The following is a 25,245-nucleotide window of genomic DNA, read 5'->3' as shown; positions in this document are numbered from 1 at the left end:
AAGAGTCGCCCTGGCAGCTTTGTCGGCGGGGATTTGCGAAAACGTATGAATGAAAAAGAATCGTCAAGGAAGAGCCCGCAGTGCGGACGTGCAGCCGAAGCTGACTTCGGGGAATTGCGCTACCTAAACGCGGCCCGGTTAAAGGCCGGCGCGCACTATACCGGAATTTGCCCAAAAAGGGAGCTTTTTTTATTGCCTGAATCCGTGTGTCACCGCCGTGTAACGGGGTTTTGCGGATAATCGGGCGAAGGTCTATTTTTCAAGGGCCCGGCCCTGCGGGCGATGACGCTTAAACGATTCACCGAGCTGCGACATACCGTCGCTGCACCCGCCCTTCCCGTCCGAGGATTTAGCCATGAATCAGCCCTGCGCCGGCCGCGTCAGCCGTGAACGTCGTGGTCATGTCCACCTGATCGGCCTGGATCGAGCCGCCAAACGCAACGCCTTCGACCTCGACCTGCTCAACGAACTGAGCCTGGCCTACGGCGAGTTCGAGGCCGACAACGAAGCACGGATGGCCGTGGTGTTCGGTCACGGCGAGCACTTTACCGCCGGCCTGGATCTGGTCAACGCCAGTGCCGCACTGGCCGAAGGCTGGCAGGTTCCGACCGGCGGTTGCGACCCGTGGGGTGTTTTCGTCGGACCACGGGTCAGCAAACCGGTGATTGTCGCCGCGCAGGGTTATTGCCTGACCATCGGCATCGAGCTGATGCTGGCGGCGGACATCAACCTCTGCGCGAGCAATACCCGCTTCGCGCAAATGGAAGTGCAGCGTGGGATTTTTCCTTTTGGTGGCGCGACGTTACGTTTTCATCAGGTCGCCGGCTGGGGCAATGCCATGCGCTGGCTGCTGACCGGCGATGAGTTCGATGCCCACGATGCCCTGCGCCTGGGATTGGTGCAGGAAGTGATGGCCAGCGAAGACTTGTTGCCGCGAGCGATTGAACTGGCCGAACGGATTGCCCGGCAGGCACCGCTGGGGGTGCAGGCGACGTTGATGTCGGCGCGGCAGGCGCGCTATGAAGGTGAGACAGCGGCGGCGCAAGGGTTGCCGGCGCTGGTGAAGAAGTTGCTGGCCAGTGAAGATGCCAAAGAGGGAGTACGGTCGCTGGTGGAGCGGCGACCCGGCATATTCAAAGGAATATGAATCTGTGGTGGTCTTGAGGCCCCTTCGCGAGCAAGCTCGCTCCCACAGTGACCAGGTCGTTCACGGATTTTGTGAACGACGCTAACCCTGTGGGAGCGAGCTTGCTCGCGAAGGGGCCATCACTGACAACTCAGGTCGCCGGGCGAATCGCATTGATCAACGACTGCAACGAATACCCCAACTTCGGCGCCAGGGCTGCAGCCCGCGCAGTCAGCGCCTGCATGTCCAGCGCCTGATCGAGGTCCGCCGGCACAATCAGAATCACATTGCCCTCCTTCACCGGCAGTTCCCAGTAATGCCGGTGATAGAGCCCGCGCAACAGCGCGGCGCCCAACGGTTTGCCGTCATCGGTGGCCCACTGGTTGATCACCAGCCAGCCGCCCGGATTCAGGCGTTTCTGACAGTCACCGAGGAAACTCCAGGCCAGATGCCCGACGCCAGGACCGACATCGGTATACAGATCGACGAAAATCAGATCTGCAGGCTCGGCCGTCGGCAACAACTCCAGCGCATCGCCAACACGAATGTACAGTCGCGGATCGTCGTCCAGCCCGAGGTATTCGATCGCCAGACGCGGTACGTCCGGGCGCAGTTCGATGGCTTCGACGTCCTCCAGCGGCAGGAACTTGAGGCAGGCCTGGGTCAGCGTGCCGGCACCGAGGCCGAGGAACAGCGCGCTCTCCGGTTGCGCGTGGCACAGCGCGCCAATCAGCATCGCCCGGGTGTAGTCGTATTCCAGCCAGCTCGGATCGGCGGTAAACACGCAGCTTTGCTCGATGGCATCACCGAACTCCAGAAAGCGGTAATCAGCCACTTCCAGCACGCGAATCACGCCGAACTCATCCTGTACTTCGGCGAGCAGATGCTCGACGCGCTCCTCAGTCATTTCGTCTCCTGATGGTCACCGGGCGCGGTGACGCGATGGCACCGCTATGGTGCCGTGGCAAAGCGGCGATTGTCGGCGATGGGGCGGGAACAGGTCACGCACTAATTTGCTGATACCATGCCCTTCCGTGCGTAGAAAACTCGAGACCGTGATGAGCCAACCGTGGAGCCCTGACAGCTGGCGTGCCCTGCCGATCCAGCAACAACCCCAATACCCCGACGCCGCGCATCTGCGTCAGGTCGAGCAGACTCTGGCCAGCTACCCGCCGCTGGTGTTTGCCGGCGAAGCGCGCGAGCTGCGCCGGCAGTTTGCCGAAGTAACCCAGGGCCGGGCGTTCCTGCTGCAGGGCGGCGATTGCGCGGAAAGCTTTGCCGAGTTCTCTGCGGCGAAGATTCGCGACACTTTTAAAGTGTTGCTGCAAATGGCGATCGTCATGACCTTCGCCGCCGGTTGCCCGGTGGTCAAGGTCGGGCGCATGGCCGGTCAGTTCGCCAAGCCGCGCTCGGCCAACGATGAAACCCTCGACGGTGTGACCCTGCCGGCCTACCGCGGCGACATCGTCAACGGCATCGGCTTCGACGAAAAGAGCCGCGTGCCGGATCCGGAGCGCCTGCTGCAGTCCTATCACCAGTCCACCGCCACCCTGAACCTGTTGCGCGCCTTCGCCCAGGGTGGGTTTGCCGACCTGCATCAGGTGCACAAGTGGAACCTGGACTTCATCGCCAACTCGGCACTCGCCGAAAAGTACAGCCACCTTGCCGATCGCATTGATGAAACCCTGGCGTTCATGCGCGCCTGCGGCATGGACAGCTCGCCCCAACTGCGCGAAACCAGTTTTTTCACTGCCCATGAGGCGCTGCTGCTGAACTACGAAGAAGCCTTCGTGCGTCGCGACAGCCTGACCAACGATTACTACGATTGCTCGGCGCACATGCTGTGGATCGGCGACCGCACCCGTCAGCTCGACGGCGCCCATGTCGAATTCCTGCGCGGGGTGAACAACCCGATCGGAGTGAAAGTCGGCCCGAGCATGAACCCGGACGACCTGATCCGCCTGATCGACGTGCTCAACCCGGACAACGACCCGGGCCGCCTGAACCTGATCGCTCGCATGGGCGCGAACAAGGTCGGCGATCACCTGCCGGCGCTGATTCGCGCCGTACAGCGTGAGGGCAAGCAGGTGCTGTGGAGTTCCGACCCGATGCACGGCAACACGATCAAGGCGAGCAGCGGCTACAAGACCCGCGACTTCGCGCAGATCCTTGGCGAGGTGAAGCAGTTCTTCCAGGTGCACGAAGCCGAAGGCAGTTATGCCGGCGGGATTCACATCGAGATGACCGGGCAGAATGTGACCGAGTGCATCGGTGGTGCGCGGCCGATCACTGAAGATGGGTTGTCGGACCGTTATCACACCCACTGCGATCCACGGATGAATGCCGATCAGTCGCTGGAACTGGCGTTTTTGATTGCCGAAACGTTGAAACAAGTCCGGCGCTGAATCAGTCAGGTATCTCGCGCCTGAGAGGCCGCATTCGCGAGCAAGCTCGCTCCCACAGAGGATCTGTGTCGTTCACAAATCCACTGTGGGAGCGAGCTTGCTCGCGAAGAGGCCAGTTCAGTCACCGCCGATCTGCGCCAATGCCACCCGCAACCGCCCTGCACTCTGGCGCTGACAATTGAGCTGCACCCGCTCCAGCCCCAACCAATCCGCTATGCGCCGCAAATTCAAAGCCAGCGCCAGCATCCCCTCATCCTCCAGCCCCGGCGCCTCCTCGTGCAGCGCATGCACCGCCAAGCGTCCCGTCGCCCGCTCGGCGCGCAGATCGAGCCGCGCGGCAATGCGCTCGTTGTGCAAAAAGGGCAGCACGTAATAGCCGTAGACTCGTTTGTCCTGCGGAGTGTAGATCTCCAGGCGATAGCGGAAATCGAACAACCGCTCGGTGCGACTGCGCTCCCAGATCAATGAATCGAACGGCGACAACAGCGCACTGGCGACGACTTTGCGCGGCACTTGCGGCTCCGGCAGGCAATAGGCAATCTGTCGCCAACCGACGACTTCGCAAACCTGCAACTGCCCGTCCTCGACCAGTTCCGCCAGACGCGGCCGGGCGTCCCCCGGGCTCAAGCGGAAATAATCGCGCAGATCCTTTTCCGTCCCCACGCCCAATGCCTGGGCCGCGTGCAGCAGCAAACCGCGCTGCGCTTCGGCTTCATCCGGCAGCGGCTGCTGCAGAATCGACAACGGGATGACCCGCTCCGGCAGATCATACAAACGCTCAAAACCCCGGCGGCCGGCCACGGTGACCTCGCCGGCGGCGAACAACCATTCCAGTGCATGCTTTTCCGCACTCCAGTCCCACCAGGGCCCGGCCTTGTCTTCGCGGGTCGACAAACTGCCGGCGCCCAATGCGCCCCGCTCCTCGACCGAGGCCAGGACCCGGCGAATCGTCTCCTGTTGTTCACGTCCGAACGTTGCCAGTTGCTGATAGATGTCCTCACCACGTTTGGCGCGCTGCATCCGCCAGCCCATCAGCGGATACATCGCCAGCGGCAGCAACGATGCTTCATGGCCCCAGTATTCGAACAGCGTGCGACGTCTACCCGAACTCCAGGCAGCCTGGTCGAGCAAATCAGAGGAATAGCAACCGAGACGGGAAAACAAAGGCAGGTAGTGCGAGCGCACCACGGCGTTGACGGAGTCGATCTGCAGCAGACCCAGCCGTTCGATCAGACGATTGAGGTGTGGCGCCTTGACGGTCGGCGGCTGGCGCCCGTTGAACCCTTGGGCAGCCAGCGCCAGTCGTCGCGCCTGTTTGAGGGAAAAGGACAGCGTCGCGGGCATGAACATCTCCTTGTCTGCTCGCAACCTACCTCACCGGAAAGGGGTTTGTGTAGTAAGTGCCTGATCATTTATGCATCGGATCGTCCCAGAACGGCCGCACCGCTTCGTGCTCGACGTCGGCCCGACTGACGCCGATGTCTTTCAACGCTTCATCACTCAGACTGGCGAGCAACTCGCGTTCGCGGTGAAGTTCGTACCAGCGGCTAAACTTGTGCAGCAGGTCGGAAACGATATGGCCGTGGCCGGAAAACTTTGTTTCGTCTACATACTCTCTTTGACCTTTCATCGTGTTGCCCTCCTTGTGGATGGCTCAAGTCTCGCGCCGACGCTAAGATCAATCCAACGAATGTTTCTGATGGCATGCATCACGGAGATTCATCAATTGTCGGCCTACCCCAGTATTGATACCGATGTCCTGCGCACCTTTGTCGCGATTGCCGATCAGGGCGGTTTCACCCGCGCCGGCGAAATGGTCAACCGCACACAGTCGGCGGTGAGCATGCAGATGAAGCGTCTGGAAGAGGACGTGTTGCAGCGCCAGTTGTTCGAGCGTGATGGTCGCCAGGTGCGCCTGACTGCCGAGGGCCAGGTCTTGCTCGGGTATGCGCGGCGCATCCTCAAGTTGCACAGCGAAGTGTTCAACACATTGCGCGAGCCGCACATGGTCGGCACGGTGCGCATCGGTACGCCGGATGATTACGTGATGCGTTTTCTGCCGGGGATCCTCTCGCGGTTTGCGCAGTTCTATCCGCTGATCCAGATCGAAGTGCATTGCGAATCGACCCGACAGCTGCTGCAGCGCACCGATCTCGACTTGTCGATCGTGACTCGCGAGCCGGGCAACGAGATTGGCCAGTTGTTGCGCAAGGAGCGTTTTGTCTGGGCCGAGGCACAGAACTTCAGTGCCCACGAACAGACGCCGTTGCCGCTGGCGATGTTCAACAGTGACTGTTTTTGCCGTTTGTGGGCCTGCAACGCGCTGGACGCGATGGGCCGCGAATACCGCATCGCCTATAACAGCACCAGCCTGTCGGCGCTGATGGCCGTGGTGAGCGCCGGCCTGGCGATCACCGCGCAGCTGGAAAGCCTGATCACTCCGGACATGCGCATTCTCGGCGCCAACGAAGATCTGCCACTGTTACCCGAGGCAAGCATCATGCTGATCCGCAACCTGAACAATCCGTCGCCGATCACCGAGTGCCTGGCCGAGCACATCGTCGAAGGCTTCAAACTTTAAACGCGAGCATCACCGCACACAGCACCAGAAAACCGCAAAACAGCCCGCGCAAGAGCTTTTCCGGCATCGCGTGGGCGACCTTCACCCCCCAACTGATGCTGGCCAGCCCCCCGATGGCCAGCGGCAAGCCGATCATCCAGTCCACTTCATGATGCACCGCGTACGTCACCAGCGTGACCCCGGTGCTCGGCAATGCCAGGGCGAGCGACAAACCCTGAGCGACCACCTGAGTGGTGCCGAACAGGCTGGTCAGCACGGGCGTCGCCACCACTGCCCCGCCGACACCGAACAAACCGCCCATGGTCCCGGAGGCCGCTCCCAGCACGCCGAGCCAAGGCCAGGAGTAACGCATTTCGGACGTCGCCGCCGGACGCTTGCCGAACATTTTCAGCAAGTTATAGGCCGACAGCACCACAAGAAATGCGACAAAACCGATGCGCATGGTTTGCGCGTCGATACCCACCGCCCAGATCGAGCCGAGCCAGGCAAAGCAAAAGCCCATGACCGCCAACGGCACCGCATGACGCAGTTCGATGCGATTGCGCTGGTGATAGCGCCACAACGCCAGCATCACATTCGGCACCACCATGACCAATGCGGTGCCCTGAGCGATCTGCTGATCAAGGCCGAACCACACGCCCAGCAGCGGGATCGCGATCAAGCCGCCACCAATGCCGAAGATGCCACCGAGCGTACCGAGGGCGGCGCCGAACAACAGGTACAACAAAAACTCCATCACAGGCGAATTCCTCTTACGTCAGGCGAATCATCCTACGCAGTCACGGCTGGCGGGGAAACGCACAGCGACGCACAATGGCTATGCAGATTTCGCACAGGCGTAGCTTTTTCATGAACCCCAACCAATTGACCGAGCAACTCGGACTGTTTCTCGATGTACTGGAAAGCGGGAGCTTTTCCGCCGCCTCGCGGCGCCATCCGCTGACACCATCGGCGGTCGCGCGGCGTATCGACAGCCTGGAAAGTGCAGTCGGCAGCCAATTATTCATCCGCAGCACCCACGCCGTGCTCGCCACCCCCGCGGGCCTGGCGTTCGCCGAACGGGCGCGGCGCATCATTGCCGAGTTGCAACTGGCCCGGGCCGAGGCCGTGTCCCTGAGCAGCGCGCCGGAAGGCCTGATCCGTATTGACGCGCCGGCAGCCTTCGGACGACGGCATCTGGCGCCAGTGATTGCCGACTTTCTCGTCCTCTACCCGGGGCTGGATGTGCAATTGCACCTGATCGACAGCTTCGTCGACATGGCCGGATCGAATCTGGGCAAGGTCGATCTGGTGTTGCGCGCCGGGCAACTGGCTGACACCCGACTGGTCGCCACCCCGCTGGCGAGTATTGTGCGCATCGCCTGTGCCAGCCCGGACTATCTCAAGCGCCGAGGCTTACCGAGTGCTCCGGCACAGTTATCCGAACACGACGGCCTCGACTGGGACGGCCTCGCCCCGCCTTTCGCCTGGCGCTTCGAGCAGGACGGCCAGATGCAACTGCATCGGCCGGGTCGCATCCGCATGAGTGCCAACAATGCCGAAGCGCTGGTGTGTGGCGCTCTGGCCGGATTGGGCGTTGCACACCTGCCGACCTGGCTGGCGAGCGAATACCTGCTGCGCGGTGAGTTGTTGCCGCTGTTCTGCGAACACGGTCTGCCGGAACCGGAATCCACCGGTATCTACGCATTACGCATGGAACAGCAAACCCATTCGCGCAGCCGTTTGCTGCTGGAATACCTCAAAACGCGGTTTAGCCCAGTGCCGCCCTGGGATCTGGCGCTGCAGCGCGAGCTGGGCCGGCACTAGGACGGGAAAATTATCTGGCGCATTAAAGGTTCGGGCGCTAGATTCATGACCATTCTCGAACAAGGCTTTGACATGACTTCCGAACGCGATACCTGCGAGGACCTGCTGCTGGATAACCAGGCCTGCTTCGCCCTGCACTCCACTTCTCTGATGATGACCAAGGTTTACAAGCCGCTGTTGCAGGTCTTGAACCTGACCTATCCGCAGTACCTGGCGATGATGGTGCTGTGGGAGAAGGATGGTTTGACCGTCGGAGAAATCAGCGCTCGACTACTGACCGATCCGGGCTCGCTGACGCCATTGCTCAAGCGCCTGGAAAGCGAAGGCTTGCTCAGCCGCACACGCAGTCGCGAGGATGAGCGCGTGGTGATCGTCGAACTGACGGAACAGGGTCGTGCGCTGCGCGACAAGGCGCAAACCATTCCGCAATGCATCCTGGGCGCCAGCGGCTTCACCCTGGAACGCCTGCAGAAGCTGCAAGCGGAGTTACAGGCACTGCGTAGCCATCTGCAGGGCAGCCTGATCTGACCCGCCATTAGTTCCACTGTAGGAGTGAGCCTGCTCGCGATATCGGTAGCGCCATCGTACTGACTGTTACACCGCTATCGCGCGCAGGCTCGCTCCTACCTGTGATCTCGTTGTCTGAAAAATATTTTTTCACGCCTGACTTCCCCGCCAACCCGTCTAAACAGCGCTTTCCAGGATAACCGGGCGCGCGCTTTAGCGTCGAAGCGAACATTTCTCAAAAAAATATCTTGCGCGCTAAACATTAGCGAGCTACATTCACTTCGCACTTAGTTAGCGCGCAAACAATTAGCGCACAAATACACTCAACGAGGCTCACACCATGCAAACGCTCTACACCGCAATCGCAACCTCCACCGGCGGCCGTGATGGTCGTGCGATCTCCAGCGACAACATCCTCGACGTCAAACTCGCCACCCCGAAAGAACTCGGCGGTGCCGGCGGTGCTGCGACCAACCCTGAGCAACTGTTCGCTGCCGGCTACTCGGCCTGCTTCATCGGCGCACTGAAATTCGTCGCCAGCCAGACCAAACGCAAGATCCCTGACGACGCCTCGATCACCGCACACGTTGGTATCGGCCAGATCCCGGGCGGTTTCGGTCTGGACATCGATCTGCACATCAGCCTGCCGGGGCTGGAACAGGCCGATGCACAGAGCCTGGTCGAAGCGGCGCATCAGGTCTGCCCGTACTCCAACGCTACCCGTGGCAACGTTGACGTGCGTCTGCACACCACCGTCTGAAGCCATACGCAAATCCCAATGTGGGCCTTCGCCTACAGGGGATTGCGTGAAACTCAAATCGCAGGCACAAAAAAGCCCGACTCAATGGTCGGGCTTTTTCTTTCCGCGAAAAGCGATGCTTATTTGGCACGGCCTTTGTAGGAACCGCCTTCGCGGGTATCGATCTCGATCATGTCACCGATTTCGATGAAGTCAGCAACCGACAGCTCGGTACCGTTCTTCAGTTTGGCAGGCTTCATCACCTTGCCGGAAGTGTCACCGCGAGCGGAACCTTCGGTGTAGTCAACCTGACGCACGATGGTGGTCGGCAGTTCTACGGAAACCAGACGCTCTTCGAAGAACACGGCTTCGCAAACGTCGGTCATGCCTTCTTCCACGAATGGCAGAACAGCTTCGATGTCTTCAGCGTTCAGCTCGTACATGGTGTAGTCGGTGGTGTCCATGAACGTGTAGGAGTCACCGCTGATGAAAGACAGGGTGGCTTCTTTGCGATCCAGGATCACGTCGTCCAGTTTGTCGTCCGCACCGTAAACGGTTTCGGTCTTGTAACCGGTCAGCAGGTTCTTCAGCTTGGTCTTCATGATCGCGCTGTTACGGCCCGACTTGGTGAATTCAGCTTTCTGAACCAGCCAAGGATCGTTGTCGATACGGATCACGGTACCGGGTTTGAGTTCTTTACCAGTTTTCATTGCGAATATCCGAATTTGGATGGGATTTACAAAAATCTAGGCCGCGTATCATATCCAATTTAGGTAAAACCTTACCAGCGCTGCGGCAAGATCGGCCTGCAAGCCTTGTTCCAGACACCACACTTCGGCGTTTTCCTGCAGTTCTGGCCAATGTTTGCGGGCGTTGAGCCAGTGATCGCCAATCGGCTGTCCGGCACTCCACGCCCGCCACAGACCGTTCATCGCCTCAGCGGCGGCCGGTGAAAGCCCTTTCGTATACAGCGCGAGGAACGCGTCGAGCTTGTCCAGATGGATGTCTTCGTCCTGCTGATAGATGTGCCAGAGCATTGGCCGCCCCGCCCACTGCGCCCGCACGAACGAGTCTTCACCCCGCACCGCGTTGAAATCGCAGCACCAGAGCAGATGATCGTATTGATCCTGACGGACGAACGGCAGCACCTGCACCGTCAGCGCCTGACGCACGTTGAGGTCGCCGACGGCCAGCGAATCGACCCCGAGCCAGTGCGCAACATCACCGAGAATTCGCCCTTCCGGCACCAGCAGGTGGGTGGGTTCGTCATCGGCGGCCAGCACATCCAGCCAACTGGCGAGACCGGGGTTCTCGTAGGCGAACAATGAAATCAATTGTGCGCCCGGTGCGCGAACGATCCCCAGACTGTCGAGGAATTGCCGCTGTGCAGCGGCGTCCTGTTGAAATTGCCGACGCCGCTCAAGCAAACCGCGTTCACGCAGCAAGCCACCGGTGCCCGGCTGAAACCCGGGGAAGAAGAAAAACTTCTGCACCGATTTGTATTTCACCGAAGGCAAACCATGACAACCGACGACCCAGTCTTCGGCGCTGAGGTAATCGAGGTTCATCCACAGCGGCGGCTGTTGGCGCTCGGCCATGGCATCCATGTATGCAGGCGGCAACTGACAGGCAAACGCGGCGATCACCACGTCTGCGGCTTGCGCCTGTGTCCACTCGCTCGGCCAGTGGCACACCTCGACGCCCTCTTGCCATTGCTGCGCGACATGGATATTGATCTCGGGGCACATACGCTCGAAGGCACGCAGATCATCGACCCACAAGCGCACCGTCAGTGAATGCTCGGCCACCAGTTGCCGGGCCAGACGCCAGGTCACGCCGATGTCGCCATAGTTGTCGACCACGGTGCAAAAAATATCCCAGCGGGTTTTCAGATCCGACATTCAAGACTCCCGTTGGCAAAAGCCGCGATTGTCCGCATAAATGACCTCGCGCAGAAGAGCCGACGGCGATTAATCTTCGTGCGACAATCGCCACTTGCCCGCAACCATCCGCCAGGAGGCAGCCATGCCCTATCGCCCCAATCCGCGTCGCCCCTTGCCTGTCCAGCTTAGCGCGCTGCGCCTGACCGGCAGTATTGCCCTGGGCATGTGGCTGGGGTTCCTGGCCATTGCGCTGACCTGCTGGCTGCTCGCGCCTGTGCTGTTCAAGGAACAATTGGCGCCGGTCGCCCAGGCGGTACAGCAACTGGCCAATCCGCCGGCCGTCCAGGTCCAACCGGAGAGTCCACCGCAAAGCCCGCTGTTCGAGCAGTACGAAGAGAACCTGCGCAAGAACGAACAACAGGCGCGACTGGATCAGGCTCGCGGTAACACGCGCAACCAGTCAAATCCTAAATGCCAGTTCTGGCTGCAACAGGACCAGACCGCGCCGAGCGAAAAGAGCCGCGCCAATGTTTTGCAATTCTGCGATTGATCATGAACAAACACATCGTCCACCAACTGATTCTCGACAAACTGCGCGTTGACCTCGACATCGCCGAGCGCGCCGCGCAAACCGCTTACGAAACCGCGACCCACGAAGAAAACATCGCCGAAAACAAGTACGACACCCTCGGACTGGAAGCGTCGTATCTGGCAGCAGGTCAGGCGAAACGGGTCGAGGAAATTCGCCAGTCACTGGCGCTGTGCCAGAACCTGACGTTGCGTGCCTACGACGAAAGCCGTGGCATCGAGGTCGGCTCCCTGCTCGGTCTGGAGGACGAAAAGGGTCGCGGACAATGGCTGTTTCTGGCGCCGGATGCTGCGGGCCTGAAAGTCGATGTGGTGGGTCAGCCGATTACCGTCATCACCCCGCGCTCGCCGCTGGGCAACAGCCTGCTGGGCAAATTCGAGGGCGATGAGGTGGAGATTCTGGTGGCGGGCACCCGGCAACAGTTCGCTGTCACCGAGGTGCTGTAGGACAACCGCTTAGTGAACCGGCAGTTCGACGCCGTCGAACAGTTCTTCCAGTTCCTGCTTGTTGTGACACTGAATGGCCTTGGCCATCACTTCGCGGGTCAGGTGCGGCGCGAACTTCTCGATGAAATCGCACATGAAGCCGCGCAGGAAGGTGCCGCGACGGAAACCGATCTTGGTGATGCTCGACTCGAACAGCTCGCTGGCATCCAGCACTACCAGGTCGTTGTCGAGTTTGGTGTCGACCGCCATCTTCGCCACGATGCCCACGCCCAGACCCAGACGCACGTAGGTTTTGATCACGTCGGCGTCGGCGGCGGTAAACACCACTTTCGGCGTCAGGCCACGATGGCTGAAGGCTTCGTCGAGTTTCGAACGGCCGGTAAACCCGAACACGTAAGTCACGATCGGGTATTCGGCCAGCGCTTCAAGCGTCAGTTTCGGCAGTTTGGTCAACGGGTGGCCCTGCGGCACGACCACGCAACGGTTCCAGCGGTAGCACGGCATCATTACCAGATCGCCGAACAACTCCAGCGCCTCGGTGGCAATAGCGAAATCGACGGTGCCGTCAGCGGCCATCTCGGCGATCTGCATCGGCGAACCCTGGTGCATGTGCAGCGCCACGTCCGGGTATTGCTTGATGAAATTGCTGATCACCGGCGGCAGCGCATAACGCGCCTGAGTGTGCGTGGTGGCAATCGACAGGGTGCCCTTTTTCTCGTTGGAGAATTCCTGGGCAATCTGTTTGATGCTTTCGACCTTGCGCAGAATCTCACCGGCAGTGGTGATGATGCGCTCGCCGGCCGGCGTGACGCGAGTCAGGTGTTTGCCGCTGCGGGCAAACACTTCGACGCCGAGTTCGTCTTCCAGCAAGCGGATTTGTTTACTGATGCCCGGTTGCGAGGTGTAAAGGCTTTGGGCTGTAGCGGAAACGTTGAGGTCGTGGTGCGCCACTTCCCAGATGTAGCGCAATTGTTGAAGCTTCATATGAATCCCTCAAAGCAGGTAGACGCCACGGGCATCAGCGTTGTTATATAACTATATTAATGGTTTGAAGAATAAATCTAGAACTTTTTTATCAAAAGACCATTATTCCTGCTCAGCGATCCTCCCGCCGCCGACGCTCCACCAAGGGCACCAGATACACCGGCACCTTGGCCAATTGCAGGACCCGGGCCGCCGTGCGCCCCAATGGCGTTTCTGCGCCCACCCCGTGGCTGTGACTTCCTACGATCAGCAAATCGACAGAGAGTTTCTGCACCTGGTCCAGAATCACCTGCGACGGATCGCCCTGCAGCACACGCACGGCACAAATGCGCTGCAGATCCTGCTCGCCCTCTTCACCCAGTTCTTCGCGAAAACTTTCCAGCACGCGCTGCTCGATACTGGCGATGACGGTTTTCAGACCCTGACTGTGGAATTCGTTCAGTGCCTGCTCGTCGAGATAACTCTGCAACACCGATTCGGCGAACAGCCCCATCGGCTCCACGGCATGCACCACATACAGGTCGGCATTGAACGTTCGCGCCAGCGCCAGGGCATGCTGCATCACTAACGGTGCGTACAGACCGAGGTCAGTGGCATACAGCATCGAACGAATCATATGACCTCCTCGCGTGCCAACATGGCGGAGATTTGATTCAGCTTAGCAGTGCCTTGGCGACTACGACGGGCGACGCAACGTCTTGAACCACAGGGCTTTAGACCGGCGGTTCGTTGCTGATGCCATGGGGCACGTGGCCCGTGGCGACCACTTCACGCGCCAGTTCGCAGTGACCGGTCTGATCGTCGAAAAACACATCGGCGGCAAACGCTTCGAGAAACGCCGATTTGGTCAGGCCGCCGAGAAACAGTGATTCATCGAGACGGATATCCCATTCGCGCAAGGTGCGGATGACGCGCTCATGGGCCGGCGCCGAACGCGCGGTGACCAGCGCCGTGCGAATCGGACACGCGTCGTCGGGAAACTCGCGCTGCAACAGATTGAGCGCAGCGAGAAAGCCTTTGAACGGTCCGCCGCGCAAAGGCTCACGCGCCGACTCACGCTCCTTGGCCTGAAACGCTTCCAGCCCACCAGACTGATAGACGCGCTCCGACTCGTCGGAAAAAATCACTGCGTCACCGTCGAATGCGATGCGCAATTCGTCGCTCGCCGCACGGCTGGCGCCGCCGGACAGAATCGTCGCCGCCGCGAACCCGGCATCCAGCGCTGCGCGCACGTCCTCGGCGTGAGTGGAGAGAAACAGGTCGCAACCGAAGGCCTTCAGGTACGGATAAGGGCTACGTCCGCCGACGAAAGCTGCGCGGGAAATGGCCAGGCCGTAATGGTGAATCGAGTTGAACACCCGCAAGCCGGTGTCGGCGCTGTTGCGCGACACCAGAATCACCTCGACCCGCGCGCGGCCGAGGCGACTGTTGAGGCTCAGGAGCTTTTCCACCAGCGGGAAGGCATCGCCCGGCGCGAGGATTTCGTCTTCGTGTTCGATCTGATACTGCCGATAGGCTTCAACGCCGCTCGACAGGTAAACCTTGTGGCTTTCGCTCAGGTCGAACAGGGCCCGCGACGAGATCGCCAGCACCAGTTTGTCATCGATGTTCTTGGCCATGCCTTCCCCCACCCCTTACACAAAAATCGACCTAAACGTTACGTCGGTCGATAAAACAAAGACTGCGATACAGCGCGTCGATACGCGGCAGTTCGAGACCCGCCGCTTTGGCCGCCGCCAGTGGCCGGGCGTAGATCGCCTCAAGCTCCAGCGGACGTTTGTGCACAAAGTCGTGGTGCATGCTCGGCCAGTAGTCAGGCATTTTCTCGGTCATCGTGAACAGGTAGTCGGCGTAGCCCGGCGGCATGTCGTGGCCACAGGCCTTGGCGCCCTGCACCACTTCGGCCATCAATGCCTGAATCAGCACGCGACTGTCGGCATCGGCCATCAGCGGTGCGGTGCCGGCGCCGAGCAGCACCGACAGACCGTTGTAGGGAATATTCCACACCAGCTTCTGCCAGCGCGCCTGATGCAGATCGGGCATCGCTTGCGACTCGATGCCCGCCGCACGGAACAGGCCGGAGCCCTCCTCGACCAGCGCCATGCGTGCGGCATTCTCCAGCGCCGGACCGCTGTGATAACCGACGTTGACCGCGCCCAGAGCCTGATGCGTGATCTGCCCCGGCTCCTCGCGATGCACGCAGATCAGGCACAGCCCACCCAGCAGATGCAGGGACTCGGGCAATAGCTCACGCAAACTGTCTTCGACGTCGAGGCCGTTTTGCAGCACCAGCACCTTCGCGTCAGGCTTCGCCGCCTGAATGATCGACGGTGCCAGACCGGCATTGCTGGTGGTCTTGGCGCCGACCAGCAGCCAGTCGCACTGGGGCATGTCTTCGGCCGCCGCATAGGCCTGCGCCGGATGCAACGTCAGCGGACCATGCACCGCACTGTTCACCTGCAAGCCGCGCTCGGCCACCGCCGAGAACTCGCTGCGCAACAGAAAGTGCACATCGAAGCCGGCCCGCGCCAGCATCACACCGTAGAAACCGCCAATCGCACCGGTACCGATAATCCCCACCACCGGTTTGTTCACTGCCCCCATCATGGCAACTCCTCTGCAATTCGACCCAGTGCCTGCACCAATGCCCCGTTGAGAGCATCGGCCGTCAGGCGCGTGTGCAATGCTCCAAAGAACTCGCCGTCGCGCACCACAAACAACGCCGGCAAATGAAAGACCTGATAACGCTCGACCAACCCGCCGTTGTCGCCGGCATCGATCCAACACAACTGATCGATTGCCAGATCGAGTCCCGGCAACACCTCGCGGGCATAACGGCAACTGGCACAGCCGACACTGGTGAAAATCACCAGGGAAACGCCGCTCATTGCCAGCAGCCGCTGATCGGCGTCGAAATCGGTCAGCTCGGATTCGACCACTATACTGGGGGAAACAATGTCAAATGGCCGACACAGGGAGTCTGTGCTCATGGGACGTTTCATTCCTCATCCGGACGAGGTGCCGGTTGAATTAACCTTGCTCAAGCCTGAGTGTATTTCCAGGCAACAGCTGCACACTATCAGCCTCGGCGGCATCGCTTGCAATTACCACCGCGCCTGGCGCCACGGCACGGCGCTGCAAGTGCGCATGCCGACGCTCAATGCCGATATCTGCTATCCGGGCTACGTGGCGTGGTGTCTGCGGCGCAAAAAAGGTTATCTGGTGGGGATCGCCTTCACTGACGAACAGACGCTGTTCAGCGCAAGAATGGGTGAGCAAGTGTGTCAGATCGAGCGTTTCTGCCGCATGAACGACGCCCACGAAGATCTGCAGGATATTCAGGCACTGGCCCTGCAATGGGTCGAACAGCATGCCGACGAGTTCTCCCACGACAGCGTGCGCAAGGCTTTCGCCCAGCCTGTGCCGGACTGACGCAGTTTTCTAAAGCGTTACGTGCCCATTGTCGAGCAGCGTCTGACGCGCTAAGGTTCCGCTCCCCGACGCGCTTAAATCTGCTGTGCTCCGCCGCGCGGGGATCGCTGGCGGCCGGCACCCGTGACCTGACGAGTAAACGATGGCTGATTTACCGATCAACGACCTAAACGTCGCCTCTAACGAGACCCTGATCACTCCCGATCAGCTCAAGCGTGATATTCCTCTGAGCGACGCTGCCCTGCGCACCGTCACCAAGGGCCGCGAAGTCATTCGCAACATTCTTGATGGCACCGATCACCGTCTGTTCGTAGTGATCGGCCCGTGTTCGATCCACGACATCAAGGCCGCCCACGAATACGCCGATCGCCTCAAGGTGCTGGCGGAGGAAGTCTCCGACACCCTGTATCTGGTCATGCGGGTGTACTTCGAGAAGCCGCGCACCACCGTCGGCTGGAAAGGTCTGATCAACGATCCGTACCTCGACGACTCGTTCAAGATTCAGGACGGTCTGCATATCGGTCGCCAGCTGTTGCTGGATCTGGCCGAAAAAGGCCTGCCGACCGCCACCGAAGCCCTCGACCCGATCTCCCCGCAGTACCTGCAGGACCTGATCAGCTGGTCGGCCATCGGCGCGCGCACCACCGAATCCCAGACCCACCGTGAAATGGCTTCCGGCCTGTCTTCGGCCGTTGGCTTCAAGAACGGTACCGATGGCGGCCTGACCGTGGCGATCAACGCGCTGCAGTCGGTGTCCAGCCCGCACCGCTTCCTCGGCATCAACCAGGAAGGTGGCGTGTCGATCGTCACCACCAAGGGCAACGCCTACGGTCACGTGGTGCTGCGCGGTGGTAACGGCAAGCCGAACTACGATTCGGTCAGCGTCGCCCTGTGCGAGCAGGCACTGGACAAGGCGAAGATCAAGCCGAACATCATGGTCGATTGCAGCCACGCCAACTCCAACAAGGATCCGGCCTTGCAGCCACTGGTGATGGAAAACGTCGCCAACCAGATCCTCGAAGGCAACCAGTCGATCATCGGCCTGATGGTCGAGAGTCACCTGAACTGGGGTTGCCAGGCGATTCCAAAAGACCTCGCCGACCTGCAATACGGCGTGTCGATCACCGATGCCTGCATCGACTGGTCCGCCACCGAGAACACCCTGCGCAGCATGCACGCCAAGCTCAAGGACGTGTTGCCGAAACGTCAGCGCAGCTGATCCAGGTTTCGCAGGCATAAAAAAACGCCGGGCATTGCCCGGCGTTTTTGTGTGTGTTCGATTAGATCTTCGCGGCGCGGCGCTGATGACGTTCCATGTAGCGCTCGACGTAGGAGCACGACGGAATCACCGTGTAGCCCATTTCTTCGGCGTACTGCAGCGCGCTTTCCGTCAGCGCTGCGGCAATGCCACGACCACGCAAGGCATTGGGCACGAACGTGCGATAGATATCCAGGGTCTGTTTCCCCAGATCCATGTATGTCAGGTAGGCACGATGACCGTCCACATTGGTCTCGAACTGATGACCAGCCTGGTCATGGTGGATGGACAACGCCTCGCTCATCACTACTCCTCGCGGGTCTTGGATTCTGACCCCTACCTTACCGATGTTTTTCCGGCGAAGGAACAACTACGCCACCCCGTGCCTGATGGACACCGAGAAGAGCCACACCGATCTCGCGCAACCGAGCACCTGATAAATAGTAGGCACCATTGGCAAAAATGCTCAAGGTGCACTCGTCATCACGGGTGGTTGACGGGGGGGTTGCTCCGTTGGACGCAGGGATCGTGCGGGAGACCCTCTTCCCGATCGATGCACCTGAACATTGCCGGATGTTGAGACTTAAGACGCAGCGCCTTTTTTAAAGTCACCTCAACATGGACAAAGATAAGCGAAGCAGCACGCAAAACCGAAACAAAAGTGTAGACGAAGTCATCTAGTCAGACTTTAGCCAAGACTGCGAAAACAGCACGCGGCCAAGGGAACTTTTTCTCATTAACTCGCTCGGCGCGGGGCTTGCAGCTGGGTATTTTTTATACAACCTGTTAAAAGTTGCTCGAAAAAGAATCAACGCCTACAATTTTTTTTGCTTCTTGCGCTACGTCAGTTTACTTACTACAAGTAATGGGTACTATGTACGCCGGCTATTTCCTCAATCGTGAGGAGACAGCCACTTAATTTGAAAGTCCTTGAAGGGGAACACGATGAACAACGTTCTGAAATTCTCTGCTCTGGCTCTGGCCGCAGTTCTGGCTACCGGTTGCAGCAGCGCATCGAAAGAAACCGAAGCACGTCTGACCGCTACTGAAGACGCAGCTGCTCGCGCCCAGGCTCGTGCAGACGAAGCATACCGTAAAGCTGATGAAGCTCTGGCTGCTGCTCAAAAAGCACAACAGACTGCTGACGAAGCTAACGAGCGTGCTCTGCGTATGCTGGACAAAGCTAGCCGCAAGTAATAATCCCTCGGGATTGTTATCAAGCCGACCCATTTTTTGGGTCGGCTTTTTTATTGCCCGCACTTTCGTCCGGGCAATAAAAAACCCGTCGACGCCTGACGCATCGACGGGTTCGGACCAGACCTTACTGCTGCAGGTCGATCGGCGCGCTCGAGACAATCGGCGCCGAGGTATTCGGCGTGCCGATCTCGGTTGGCAAGCCATCTTCAGCCGCGACCACATCACGCACCACATCCCAGTTCATACGCAGGTTGTTGGTGATGTCGTCACGCTTGAGCATCGCGTTGATCACCGCGGTGTGCTTGTCGACCACCGACGGGTTGCCCTTGTCGTCGATCGGCGTGTGCGCTTCCAGGTAGACCTTGCCGCCACTGCGACCGAACTTGTAGGCATCGTTGAGGATGCGTACCGAAGTACCGACCGGCACCATGCTGGCCATCTCCAGCACGTTGTTGTTGAACATGCGGAAGCAGCCGTGACTGGTGCGCATGCCGATACCGAACTTCTTGTTCGAACCGTGGATCAGGTAGCCCGGCGTGCCGAGGGTGAACTTGAACGGCCCCAGCGGGTTATCCGGGCCGGCCGGCACCACGTTCGGCAACGGATCGCCGTCAGCGGCGTGCTCGGCCTTGATCGAGGCCGGAGGCGTCCAGGTCGGGTTCGGCGTCTTCGCAGTGATGGAGGTGTGCGCGATTGGCGAACCCCAGCCTTCACGACCGATACCCAACGGGAAGGTGTACACCACGTTGCGGCCTTTCGGGTAGTAATAGAGGCGGTATTCGGCGAGGTTGATCACGATGCCCTCGCGCGGCCCCGGCGGCAGGATGAAGCGCGTCGGCAGGACGATTTCGGTACCGGCGCCCGGCAACCACGCATCGACGCCCGGGTTGGCCGCGACCATTTCCGAATAACCCAGATCGTATTTGGTTCCCAGGTCAGCGAAGGTGTCTTCGTACTTGGCTTTGATCACCTGGACCTGACCGATGATGTCTTCACCGGGGGGTGGCAGGGGAAACTCCAATGCAGCAACGGGACCGGCCACACACAGGGCGGCAAGTGACAGGCAGCGGGTGACGGCAGGAAAGCGCGGCAACATCCGGAAAATCCTTCGCATGATCATCAAGGGTATAAGTGCGCGATTGTACACCGCACCTTGGGAGTTCGGGGAGACCACCCCGCAGCAGGCGACAAGGTGCTTTGGATGGGAGCAAGCCCCCTCCCGCACCGGACGCCTCGCCGGGCAGCTTAGAGTTCGAAACGCAACTCGGGCCAGATCGGCGAGGTGCCGCGCTTCTGCGATTCCAGAATTGCCCGGCACAACGAACACAGGCGCTGATCCTGGAACACCCGGCGATCCACGCTCGACCAGCGTGGTTGCGCCGGCAGCAGACTGCCGCACAAGGTGCGATCCGCCGAGCCGCCGAGTTCCAGCTGACGGGTCACCAGATGCACCCGCACTTCCTGGCAGGCGAACAGATCCAGCTGTTCGTCAGGCTCGATCAGTTGGTAGGCAAACAGGGACCAGGCAGAACGCGGCATTGGGGGCTCCAAATAAGGGGGCGCCACATTAGCCGAAAGCCTGCCACTAGAAAAGCCTCATAACAGCGGTTTTAGCGTCGGCCAGACATTTTCCAGCAACTTGCCCTGAGCCCCGGCTGCCGGGTGCAGACCATCGGCCTGCATCAGGTCCGGATGACCGCCGACGCCGTCGAGGAAAAACGGTACCAGCGGGATCTTTTTCTCGTCGGCGAGTTTGCCGTAAACCTCGGCAAAGGCATCGGTGTAGCGCTTGCCGTAGTTGGGAGGCAGCTGCATGCCGAGCAACAGCACCTTGGCGCCACTCTGGCGCGAGCTGTCGATCATCGCCGCAAGGTTTTGTTGCAATTGCGTTGGCGGCATTCCGCGCAGGCCATCGTTGCCGCCCAACTCGAGGATCACCAGTTCCGGCTTATGCTCTGCAAGCAGCGCAGGCAGCCGTGCCTGGCCTCCGGCACTGGTGTCGCCGCTGATGGAGGCGTTAACGACTTTATCGTCGAAACCCTCCTGTTTGAGCCGTTGCTCGAGCAGCGATACCCACCCCAACCGGGTATCCAGTCCGAAACCGGCGCTGATACTATCGCCAACGATCAGGACAGTACCCGCCGCTGCGTTCTGGGCCATGCACATCAGGGCCAGGCCAGCACTCAAAAACCACACACGCATCGGATTCTCCATGGGCGCAAGCATTCTCACCGCGAAGAACCTCAGCAAAGTGGTTTCCAGCGCGGAAGGTGAACTGACTATCCTGCACGAACTCAGCCTGGAACTGAACAAGGGCGACAGCCTGGCCATCGTCGGCGCGTCCGGTTCCGGCAAATCCACCCTGCTCGGCCTGCTCGCCGGCCTCGACCTGCCGAGCAGTGGCGAAGTCATTCTCGCCGGCCAGGGCTTGAGCAATCTCGACGAAGACCAGCGCGCGCGCATCCGTGCCGAGCACGTCGGCTTCGTCTTTCAGTCGTTCCAGTTGCTCGACAGCCTCAACGCACTGGAAAACGTCATGCTGCCGCTGGAACTCGATGGCCGCAAAGACGCCCGTGAACGTGCGACCGAATTGCTCCAGCGCGTGGGTCTCGGCCAGCGCCTGACACATTCGCCGCGCCAGCTCTCCGGTGGCGAACAGCAACGTGTAGCCATTGCCCGTGCGTTCGCTGCCGAGCCGGATGTGCTGTTCGCCGACGAACCCACCGGCAACCTCGACAGCCACACCGGCGAGCGCATCAGCGACTTGCTGTTCGAATTGAACAAGGAACGCGGCACCACCCTGGTGCTGGTGACCCATGACGAACGCCTGGCCCATCGCTGCCGGCGTCTGATCCGACTTGAAGCCGGGCTGTTGGTTGCCCCTCTGGAGCCTTGATGGCACGTCTGCCGCTGTTGCGCCTGTTCAGCCTCGCCATTCGCCAACTGCTGCGCGATGCCCGCGCCGGGGAGTTGCGCGTGTTGTTCTTCGCACTGGTGGTCGCCGTGGCGGCCAGTACCGCCATCGGCTACTTTGGTGCCCGCCTCAATGGCGCCATGATGCTGCGCGCCACCGAGTTCCTGGGCGCCGACCTGGTGCTGGAAGGCAGCTCGCCGGCACGCGAGGAACAGATCCGCAGCGGCACCGAGCTGCGCTTGAATCACGCGCAGGTCGTGGAGTTTTCCAGCGTCATTGCTACCGACAACGGCATTCAGCTATCGAGCATCAAAGCGGTCGATCGCGCCTATCCCTTGCGCGGTGAACTGAAGAGCGCCCCGGCGCCATTCGCTGTCGAAGCGTCCGGCGGTGAACCGCAACCCGGTGAGGCCTGGGTCGAGGCGCGCCTGCTGACCGCACTGGACCTGAAGATCGGCGACAGCATCGACGTCGGCATGAAGACGTTGAAGCTGACGCGCGTGCTGACCTACGAACCGGACCGCGCCGGCAACTTCTACAGCCTGACGCCACGGGTCATGATCAACCTCGATGACCTCGCCGCCACTGGCGTGGTCCAGCCCGGCAGTCGCGTGAGCTACCGCGAACTCTGGCGCGGTGAACCGCAGGCGCTGGAAACCTATCGGCAATTGATCAAACCGGGGCTGGCGGCGAACCAGCGGATTCAGGATGCCCGTGACGGCAATCGGCAGATTGGCGGCGCGCTGGGCAAAGCCGAGCGTTATCTGAACATGGCCAGTCTGGTGGCGGTGCTGCTGGCCGGGGTGGCCGTGGCGTTGTCGGCGAATCGCTTTGCCAGTCGCCGCTTCGACGCCAGTGCCTTGTTGCGCTGCCTGGGTCTGTCGCGCCGGGAAACCATGGTGTTGTTCAGCCTGCAACTGACGGCGCTCGGGCTGCTTGCCGCCCTCATTGGCGCGCTGCTCGGCTGGCTGGCGCAACTGGGTCTGTTCGCGCTGCTGCATGACCTGCTGCCAAGTGATGTGCCACCGGGCGGAGTGTTCCCGGCCATTGCCGGGATCGGCACCGGACTGGTGGCGCTGGCCGGATTCGCCCTGCCACCGCTCGCCGCGTTGGGACGTGTACCGCCGCTGCGCGTACTGCGCCGCGACATGCTGCCGATTCCTTCGAGCACCTGGATGGTTTACGGCGCAGCCCTGGGCGCCCTCGGCCTGATCATGTGGCGCCTGAGCCTGGACCTGCTGCTGACCTTCGCCCTGCTCGGCGGCGGTGTGGTAGCGGCGGTCATTCTGGGTGGATTGCTACTGTTGCTGCTCAACAGTTTGCGCCGCCTGCTGGCCCGCGCCTCCCTGCCGTGGCGCCTGGGCCTTGGCCAGTTGTTGCGTCATCCACTGGCCGCCGCCGGGCAAGCATTGGCGTTCGGTTTGATTCTGTTGTCGATGGCCTTGATCGCCCTGCTGCGTGGTGAACTGCTCGACACCTGGCAGAACCAGTTGCCGAAAAACGCCCCGAACTACTTTGCCCTGAACATCCTGCCGGCGGACAAACAGGCCTTCACCGATCGTTTGGTCAATGTGTCAGCGCAAGCAGCGCCCCTGTACCCGGTGGTGCCAGGACGCCTGATCAGCATCAACGACGAAGCAGTGCAGCAGATCGTCAGCAAGGATTCGGCCGGCGACCGCGCCATTCAGCGCGATCTCAGTCTGACGTGGGCCGCCGATCTGCCGGCCGGCAACAAGCTGACCGCCGGGGAATGGTGGAAGGATCAGCCGGGCGACGAGATTCCTGGCGTTTCCGTGGAAGGCAAAGTCGCCGAGAGCCTCAAACTGAAACTGGGCGATCACCTGGTATTCAGCGTCGGCGGGGTCAACCGAGAGGCGAAAGTCACCAGCCTGCGTGAAATCAATTGGGACAACTTCCAGCCAAACTTCTTCATGATCTTCCAGCCCGGCACCTTGAGGGATCTGCCGGCGACCTACCTGACCAGTTTCTATCTGGCTCCCGGCCACGATCAGCAGATCATCGAGCTGTCGCGGGCGTTCCCGGCAGTGACCATTCTGCAGGTCGAAGCGCTGCTCGAACAGCTGCGCAGCATCCTCGCCCAGGTCACGCTGGCGGTGGAGTACGTGTTGTTGTTCGTGCTGGCGGCGGGGATGGCGGTGCTGTTTTCCGGATTGCAGGCAACCCTGGACGAACGTATCCGCCAAGGTGCGTTGCTGCGCGCACTCGGCGCGGAACGGCGATTGCTGATCAAGGCGCGGCGCATCGAGTTCGGTTTGCTCGGCGCCGTGAGCGGCTTGCTGGCGGCCATCGGTTCGGAAGTGGTGAGCCTGGTGCTGTACCGCTACGCCTTCGATCTGCCGTGGCATCCGCACCCGTGGTTGCTGTTATTGCCACTGATTGGCGCGGCCTTGATTGGCGGCGCAGGAGTGTTCGGCACCCGGCGCGCGTTGAACGCGAGCCCACTGACAGTGTTGCGCGAGGGTTGATAGACTCAAGCACTCTCCATCACAAGAACTTGCCATGAGCCGTTATCGCCCTCCCCGCACCGCCGGCACCGCGCTGATCACCCCTGAAGGTGAAGCGCGGATGCGCGCCGAATTTCATGAGTTGTGGCATGTGCGCCGCCCGCAGGTGACGCAATCGGTCAGTGAGGCGGCGGCGCAGGGTGATCGCTCGGAAAACGCCGAGTACACCTACGGCAAGAAGATGCTGCGCGAGATCGACAGTCGCGTGCGTTTTCTCACCAAGCGCCTGGAAGCCTTGAAGGTCGTCAGCGAAAAACCCAGCGATCCGAACAAGGTCTATTTCGGCGCCTGGGTCACCATCGAAGACGAAGACGGCAAGCAGTCGCGCTACCGCATCGTCGGTCCGGATGAACTGGATCTGAAGCTGGGTTTGATCAGCATCGACTCACCGCTGGCCCGCGCCTTGATCGGCAAGGCGCTGGACGCCGAAGTGCGGGTGCAGACGCCGACTGGCGAGCAATTCGTCTATGTCGTGGCGATCGACTACCCGTAACGCATTTCAACCACGGGTGATCAGTCCCTGCCGCGCAACACGGGTCAGCTGTTTGATCATTTCGGCAGCATCTGCAGCGCTGGGCGCCTGAATCACGGCCAGGTCGAAACTGTCGCTGGCAAAGCGTGCCAGTGACTCGCCGTCTTCGACAAACTGGATAAGGAACGCGGCAGGACCGCCGCTGCGACGTGGCCAGCCATCGAGATAACGCAACAGCGTCGGCTGATGTTTGCCACCAAGCAGGATTTTCGGGTTGCGCTGGGTGATATGCGCGGTGATCGGCGCTGGACGTGCTGGAGGGCGTAGTGCATTCATCGTGTCGTGTCTCTGCCTCAAAAGTCTGCATGGCAGGTGAGAGGC

At 60.7% G+C, this 25,245-nt stretch carries 30 protein-coding genes; 14 read left to right on the top strand and 16 right to left on the bottom strand.

The window, feature by feature from the left end; genetic code table 11:
- The first annotated feature begins 355 nt into the window (after positions 1 to 355).
- Complete coding sequence (locus K5Y35_RS16380) at positions 356 to 1,147, top strand: crotonase/enoyl-CoA hydratase family protein (RefSeq protein WP_222832357.1); 792 nt, start codon at positions 356 to 358, stop codon at positions 1,145 to 1,147.
- A 130-nt stretch (positions 1,148 to 1,277) separates the two neighbouring features.
- On the opposite strand, the gene K5Y35_RS16375 is transcribed toward K5Y35_RS16380, so the two are convergent.
- Positions 1,278 to 2,033, bottom strand: coding sequence for a spermidine synthase (locus K5Y35_RS16375; RefSeq protein WP_222832356.1), 756 nt, complete (start codon positions 2,031 to 2,033; stop codon positions 1,278 to 1,280).
- Between the two features lie 151 nt (positions 2,034 to 2,184).
- Here K5Y35_RS16375 and K5Y35_RS16370 point away from each other — a divergent pair, with 151 nt between their 5' ends.
- The gene (locus tag K5Y35_RS16370) at positions 2,185 to 3,531 is read left to right on the top strand and encodes a class II 3-deoxy-7-phosphoheptulonate synthase (RefSeq protein ID WP_123466531.1); all 1,347 of its coding nucleotides are present in this window, start codon (positions 2,185 to 2,187) and stop codon (positions 3,529 to 3,531) included.
- Between the two features lie 117 nt (positions 3,532 to 3,648).
- Here the strand turns inward: K5Y35_RS16370 and K5Y35_RS16365 are convergent, their stop codons facing one another.
- Both K5Y35_RS16365 and K5Y35_RS16360 read right to left on the bottom strand, forming a co-directional pair.
- Entirely contained in the window at positions 3,649 to 4,875 is a 1,227-nt protein-coding gene (locus tag K5Y35_RS16365; protein WP_222832355.1) for a winged helix-turn-helix domain-containing protein, read from the bottom strand.
- Between the two features lie 64 nt (positions 4,876 to 4,939).
- Positions 4,940 to 5,161 carry a DUF1127 domain-containing protein gene (locus K5Y35_RS16360; RefSeq protein ID WP_123466535.1) on the bottom strand — a complete coding sequence of 74 codons (222 nt, stop codon included), beginning with the start codon at positions 5,159 to 5,161 and terminating at the stop codon, positions 4,940 to 4,942.
- A 96-nt stretch (positions 5,162 to 5,257) separates the two neighbouring features.
- Between K5Y35_RS16360 and K5Y35_RS16355 the strand changes: the two genes are divergently transcribed.
- A complete protein-coding gene (locus tag K5Y35_RS16355) occupies positions 5,258 to 6,112 on the top strand; it encodes a LysR substrate-binding domain-containing protein (RefSeq protein WP_177490677.1) in 855 nt (284 codons plus the stop codon).
- Here K5Y35_RS16355 and K5Y35_RS16350 read toward each other — a convergent pair.
- A complete protein-coding gene (locus tag K5Y35_RS16350; protein ID WP_222832354.1) occupies positions 6,102 to 6,851 on the bottom strand; it encodes a sulfite exporter TauE/SafE family protein in 750 nt (249 codons plus the stop codon). The two genes, K5Y35_RS16355 and K5Y35_RS16350, sit on opposite strands and share 11 nt — an antisense overlap.
- A gap of 110 nt (positions 6,852 to 6,961) precedes the next feature.
- Between K5Y35_RS16350 and K5Y35_RS16345 the strand changes: the two genes are divergently transcribed.
- The 3 genes from K5Y35_RS16345 to K5Y35_RS16335 all read left to right on the top strand — a co-directional run bounded on the left by K5Y35_RS16345 (position 6,962) and on the right by K5Y35_RS16335 (position 9,185).
- On the top strand, positions 6,962 to 7,918 hold the full coding sequence (locus tag K5Y35_RS16345) for a LysR family transcriptional regulator (protein ID WP_186746462.1): 957 nt from the start codon (positions 6,962 to 6,964) through the stop codon (positions 7,916 to 7,918).
- A 72-nt stretch (positions 7,919 to 7,990) separates the two neighbouring features.
- Positions 7,991 to 8,446, top strand: coding sequence for a MarR family winged helix-turn-helix transcriptional regulator (locus K5Y35_RS16340; protein WP_185015810.1), 456 nt, complete (start codon positions 7,991 to 7,993; stop codon positions 8,444 to 8,446).
- A gap of 319 nt (positions 8,447 to 8,765) precedes the next feature.
- Positions 8,766 to 9,185 carry an organic hydroperoxide resistance protein gene (locus tag K5Y35_RS16335; protein ID WP_007964807.1) on the top strand — a complete coding sequence of 140 codons (420 nt, stop codon included), beginning with the start codon at positions 8,766 to 8,768 and terminating at the stop codon, positions 9,183 to 9,185.
- Positions 9,186 to 9,304: 119 nt separating this feature from the next.
- Here K5Y35_RS16335 and K5Y35_RS16330 read toward each other — a convergent pair whose 3' ends face one another.
- Both K5Y35_RS16330 and earP read right to left on the bottom strand, forming a co-directional pair.
- Entirely contained in the window at positions 9,305 to 9,874 is a 570-nt protein-coding gene (locus tag K5Y35_RS16330; RefSeq protein ID WP_123466546.1) for an elongation factor P, read from the bottom strand.
- Between the two features lie 48 nt (positions 9,875 to 9,922).
- Positions 9,923 to 11,065 (bottom strand): elongation factor P maturation arginine rhamnosyltransferase EarP, encoded by a 1,143-nt coding sequence (gene earP / locus K5Y35_RS16325; protein ID WP_222832353.1) that lies wholly within the window; start codon positions 11,063 to 11,065, stop codon positions 9,923 to 9,925.
- 124 nt (positions 11,066 to 11,189) lie between these two features.
- Here earP and K5Y35_RS16320 point away from each other — a divergent pair, with 124 nt between their 5' ends.
- Positions 11,190 to 11,597, top strand: a complete 408-nt coding sequence (locus K5Y35_RS16320; RefSeq protein WP_222832352.1) for a hypothetical protein — start codon at positions 11,190 to 11,192, stop codon at positions 11,595 to 11,597.
- 2 nt (positions 11,598 to 11,599) lie between these two features.
- Positions 11,600 to 12,082 carry a transcription elongation factor GreAB gene (locus K5Y35_RS16315; RefSeq protein ID WP_222832351.1) on the top strand — a complete coding sequence of 161 codons (483 nt, stop codon included), beginning with the start codon at positions 11,600 to 11,602 and terminating at the stop codon, positions 12,080 to 12,082.
- A gap of 9 nt (positions 12,083 to 12,091) precedes the next feature.
- On the opposite strand, the gene cysB is transcribed toward K5Y35_RS16315, so the two are convergent.
- From cysB to K5Y35_RS16290, 5 genes are all read right to left on the bottom strand, one after another.
- Complete coding sequence (gene cysB, locus K5Y35_RS16310; protein WP_007908591.1) at positions 12,092 to 13,066, bottom strand: HTH-type transcriptional regulator CysB; 975 nt, start codon at positions 13,064 to 13,066, stop codon at positions 12,092 to 12,094.
- Positions 13,067 to 13,178: 112 nt separating this feature from the next.
- Positions 13,179 to 13,682, bottom strand: coding sequence for a universal stress protein (locus K5Y35_RS16305; protein WP_123466554.1), 504 nt, complete (start codon positions 13,680 to 13,682; stop codon positions 13,179 to 13,181).
- A 97-nt stretch (positions 13,683 to 13,779) separates the two neighbouring features.
- A complete protein-coding gene (locus tag K5Y35_RS16300) occupies positions 13,780 to 14,685 on the bottom strand; it encodes a 5'-nucleotidase (RefSeq protein ID WP_123466556.1) in 906 nt (301 codons plus the stop codon).
- Positions 14,686 to 14,716: 31 nt separating this feature from the next.
- A complete protein-coding gene (locus tag K5Y35_RS16295; RefSeq protein ID WP_222832350.1) occupies positions 14,717 to 15,673 on the bottom strand; it encodes a putative 2-dehydropantoate 2-reductase in 957 nt (318 codons plus the stop codon).
- Positions 15,670 to 16,056 (bottom strand): thioredoxin family protein, encoded by a 387-nt coding sequence (locus K5Y35_RS16290; RefSeq protein ID WP_222832349.1) that lies wholly within the window; start codon positions 16,054 to 16,056, stop codon positions 15,670 to 15,672. The genes K5Y35_RS16295 and K5Y35_RS16290 overlap by 4 nt, the downstream gene beginning before the upstream one ends.
- Here K5Y35_RS16290 and K5Y35_RS16285 point away from each other — a divergent pair.
- Both K5Y35_RS16285 and K5Y35_RS16280 read left to right on the top strand, forming a co-directional pair.
- The gene (locus tag K5Y35_RS16285) at positions 16,055 to 16,498 is read left to right on the top strand and encodes a PilZ domain-containing protein (protein WP_123466561.1); all 444 of its coding nucleotides are present in this window, start codon (positions 16,055 to 16,057) and stop codon (positions 16,496 to 16,498) included. The genes K5Y35_RS16290 and K5Y35_RS16285 overlap by 2 nt on opposite strands.
- Before the next feature lie 142 nt (positions 16,499 to 16,640).
- On the top strand, positions 16,641 to 17,717 hold the full coding sequence (locus K5Y35_RS16280) for a 3-deoxy-7-phosphoheptulonate synthase (RefSeq protein ID WP_102900377.1): 1,077 nt from the start codon (positions 16,641 to 16,643) through the stop codon (positions 17,715 to 17,717).
- A 61-nt stretch (positions 17,718 to 17,778) separates the two neighbouring features.
- Here K5Y35_RS16280 and K5Y35_RS16275 read toward each other — a convergent pair whose 3' ends face one another.
- Entirely contained in the window at positions 17,779 to 18,060 is a 282-nt protein-coding gene (locus K5Y35_RS16275; RefSeq protein WP_003226804.1) for a GNAT family N-acetyltransferase, read from the bottom strand.
- A 641-nt stretch (positions 18,061 to 18,701) separates the two neighbouring features.
- On the opposite strand from K5Y35_RS16275, the gene oprI reads away from it, so the two are divergent.
- Positions 18,702 to 18,953: an outer membrane lipoprotei OprI gene (gene oprI / locus K5Y35_RS16270; RefSeq protein WP_025113130.1), complete on the top strand. Its 252-nt coding sequence runs from the start codon at positions 18,702 to 18,704 to the stop codon at positions 18,951 to 18,953.
- Between the two features lie 124 nt (positions 18,954 to 19,077).
- On the opposite strand, the gene K5Y35_RS16265 is transcribed toward oprI, so the two are convergent.
- The 3 genes from K5Y35_RS16265 to K5Y35_RS16255 form a co-directional block, all read right to left on the bottom strand.
- On the bottom strand, positions 19,078 to 20,049 hold the full coding sequence (locus K5Y35_RS16265; protein ID WP_123466563.1) for a L,D-transpeptidase family protein: 972 nt from the start codon (positions 20,047 to 20,049) through the stop codon (positions 19,078 to 19,080).
- A 149-nt stretch (positions 20,050 to 20,198) separates the two neighbouring features.
- Positions 20,199 to 20,492: a hypothetical protein gene (locus tag K5Y35_RS16260; protein WP_007955656.1), complete on the bottom strand. Its 294-nt coding sequence runs from the start codon at positions 20,490 to 20,492 to the stop codon at positions 20,199 to 20,201.
- 57 nt (positions 20,493 to 20,549) lie between these two features.
- Complete coding sequence (locus tag K5Y35_RS16255) at positions 20,550 to 21,155, bottom strand: arylesterase (RefSeq protein WP_166496840.1); 606 nt, start codon at positions 21,153 to 21,155, stop codon at positions 20,550 to 20,552.
- A gap of 10 nt (positions 21,156 to 21,165) precedes the next feature.
- Between K5Y35_RS16255 and K5Y35_RS16250 the strand changes: the two genes are divergently transcribed.
- The 3 genes from K5Y35_RS16250 to greB are packed head-to-tail and all read left to right on the top strand — an operon-like array spanning position 21,166 to position 24,885.
- Positions 21,166 to 21,849 (top strand): ABC transporter ATP-binding protein, encoded by a 684-nt coding sequence (locus tag K5Y35_RS16250; RefSeq protein ID WP_186620589.1) that lies wholly within the window; start codon positions 21,166 to 21,168, stop codon positions 21,847 to 21,849.
- A complete protein-coding gene (locus K5Y35_RS16245; protein ID WP_222832348.1) occupies positions 21,849 to 24,353 on the top strand; it encodes an ABC transporter permease in 2,505 nt (834 codons plus the stop codon). Before K5Y35_RS16250 ends, K5Y35_RS16245 begins: the two co-directional genes overlap by 1 nt.
- Before the next feature lie 34 nt (positions 24,354 to 24,387).
- Positions 24,388 to 24,885, top strand: coding sequence for a transcription elongation factor GreB (gene greB, locus K5Y35_RS16240; protein ID WP_123466566.1), 498 nt, complete (start codon positions 24,388 to 24,390; stop codon positions 24,883 to 24,885).
- A gap of 6 nt (positions 24,886 to 24,891) precedes the next feature.
- Here the strand turns inward: greB and K5Y35_RS16235 are convergent, their stop codons facing one another.
- On the bottom strand, positions 24,892 to 25,200 hold the full coding sequence (locus tag K5Y35_RS16235) for a class I SAM-dependent methyltransferase (RefSeq protein ID WP_123466568.1): 309 nt from the start codon (positions 25,198 to 25,200) through the stop codon (positions 24,892 to 24,894).
- Between the last annotated feature and the right edge of the window lie 45 nt (positions 25,201 to 25,245).

Origin of the sequence: Pseudomonas sp. SC3(2021), assembly GCF_019856535.1 — a bacterium.
GTDB lineage: Bacteria > Pseudomonadota > Gammaproteobacteria > Pseudomonadales > Pseudomonadaceae > Aquipseudomonas > Aquipseudomonas monsensis.
Note: the sequence above shows the minus strand (reverse complement) of the source record. Positions and strands in the feature narration are given on the sequence as shown.

Coding starts and splice junctions, on each gene's coding strand:
- K5Y35_RS16375 (WP_222832356.1), bottom strand. CDS start 2,033: ATGACTGAGGAGCGCGTCGAGCATCTGCTCGCCGAAGTACAGGATGAG.
- K5Y35_RS16260 (WP_007955656.1), bottom strand. CDS start 20,492: ATGCCGCGTTCTGCCTGGTCCCTGTTTGCCTACCAACTGATCGAGCCT.
- K5Y35_RS16305 (WP_123466554.1), bottom strand. CDS start 13,682: ATGATTCGTTCGATGCTGTATGCCACTGACCTCGGTCTGTACGCACCG.
- K5Y35_RS16250 (WP_186620589.1), top strand. CDS start 21,166: ATGGGCGCAAGCATTCTCACCGCGAAGAACCTCAGCAAAGTGGTTTCC.
- K5Y35_RS16265 (WP_123466563.1), bottom strand. CDS start 20,049: ATGTTGCCGCGCTTTCCTGCCGTCACCCGCTGCCTGTCACTTGCCGCC.
- K5Y35_RS16320 (WP_222832352.1), top strand. CDS start 11,190: ATGCCCTATCGCCCCAATCCGCGTCGCCCCTTGCCTGTCCAGCTTAGC.
- K5Y35_RS16365 (WP_222832355.1), bottom strand. CDS start 4,875: ATGCCCGCGACGCTGTCCTTTTCCCTCAAACAGGCGCGACGACTGGCG.
- K5Y35_RS16295 (WP_222832350.1), bottom strand. CDS start 15,673: ATGATGGGGGCAGTGAACAAACCGGTGGTGGGGATTATCGGTACCGGT.
- K5Y35_RS16290 (WP_222832349.1), bottom strand. CDS start 16,056: ATGAGCACAGACTCCCTGTGTCGGCCATTTGACATTGTTTCCCCCAGT.
- K5Y35_RS16235 (WP_123466568.1), bottom strand. CDS start 25,200: ATGAATGCACTACGCCCTCCAGCACGTCCAGCGCCGATCACCGCGCAT.
- K5Y35_RS16255 (WP_166496840.1), bottom strand. CDS start 21,155: ATGCGTGTGTGGTTTTTGAGTGCTGGCCTGGCCCTGATGTGCATGGCC.
- K5Y35_RS16300 (WP_123466556.1), bottom strand. CDS start 14,685: ATGGCCAAGAACATCGATGACAAACTGGTGCTGGCGATCTCGTCGCGG.
- K5Y35_RS16345 (WP_186746462.1), top strand. CDS start 6,962: ATGAACCCCAACCAATTGACCGAGCAACTCGGACTGTTTCTCGATGTA.
- K5Y35_RS16335 (WP_007964807.1), top strand. CDS start 8,766: ATGCAAACGCTCTACACCGCAATCGCAACCTCCACCGGCGGCCGTGAT.
- K5Y35_RS16245 (WP_222832348.1), top strand. CDS start 21,849: ATGGCACGTCTGCCGCTGTTGCGCCTGTTCAGCCTCGCCATTCGCCAA.
- K5Y35_RS16315 (WP_222832351.1), top strand. CDS start 11,600: ATGAACAAACACATCGTCCACCAACTGATTCTCGACAAACTGCGCGTT.
- oprI (WP_025113130.1), top strand. CDS start 18,702: ATGAACAACGTTCTGAAATTCTCTGCTCTGGCTCTGGCCGCAGTTCTG.
- K5Y35_RS16285 (WP_123466561.1), top strand. CDS start 16,055: ATGGGACGTTTCATTCCTCATCCGGACGAGGTGCCGGTTGAATTAACC.
- cysB (WP_007908591.1), bottom strand. CDS start 13,066: ATGAAGCTTCAACAATTGCGCTACATCTGGGAAGTGGCGCACCACGAC.
- K5Y35_RS16330 (WP_123466546.1), bottom strand. CDS start 9,874: ATGAAAACTGGTAAAGAACTCAAACCCGGTACCGTGATCCGTATCGAC.
- greB (WP_123466566.1), top strand. CDS start 24,388: ATGAGCCGTTATCGCCCTCCCCGCACCGCCGGCACCGCGCTGATCACC.
- K5Y35_RS16370 (WP_123466531.1), top strand. CDS start 2,185: ATGAGCCAACCGTGGAGCCCTGACAGCTGGCGTGCCCTGCCGATCCAG.
- earP (WP_222832353.1), bottom strand. CDS start 11,065: ATGTCGGATCTGAAAACCCGCTGGGATATTTTTTGCACCGTGGTCGAC.
- K5Y35_RS16360 (WP_123466535.1), bottom strand. CDS start 5,161: ATGAAAGGTCAAAGAGAGTATGTAGACGAAACAAAGTTTTCCGGCCAC.
- K5Y35_RS16340 (WP_185015810.1), top strand. CDS start 7,991: ATGACTTCCGAACGCGATACCTGCGAGGACCTGCTGCTGGATAACCAG.
- K5Y35_RS16280 (WP_102900377.1), top strand. CDS start 16,641: ATGGCTGATTTACCGATCAACGACCTAAACGTCGCCTCTAACGAGACC.
- K5Y35_RS16380 (WP_222832357.1), top strand. CDS start 356: ATGAATCAGCCCTGCGCCGGCCGCGTCAGCCGTGAACGTCGTGGTCAT.
- K5Y35_RS16275 (WP_003226804.1), bottom strand. CDS start 18,060: ATGAGCGAGGCGTTGTCCATCCACCATGACCAGGCTGGTCATCAGTTC.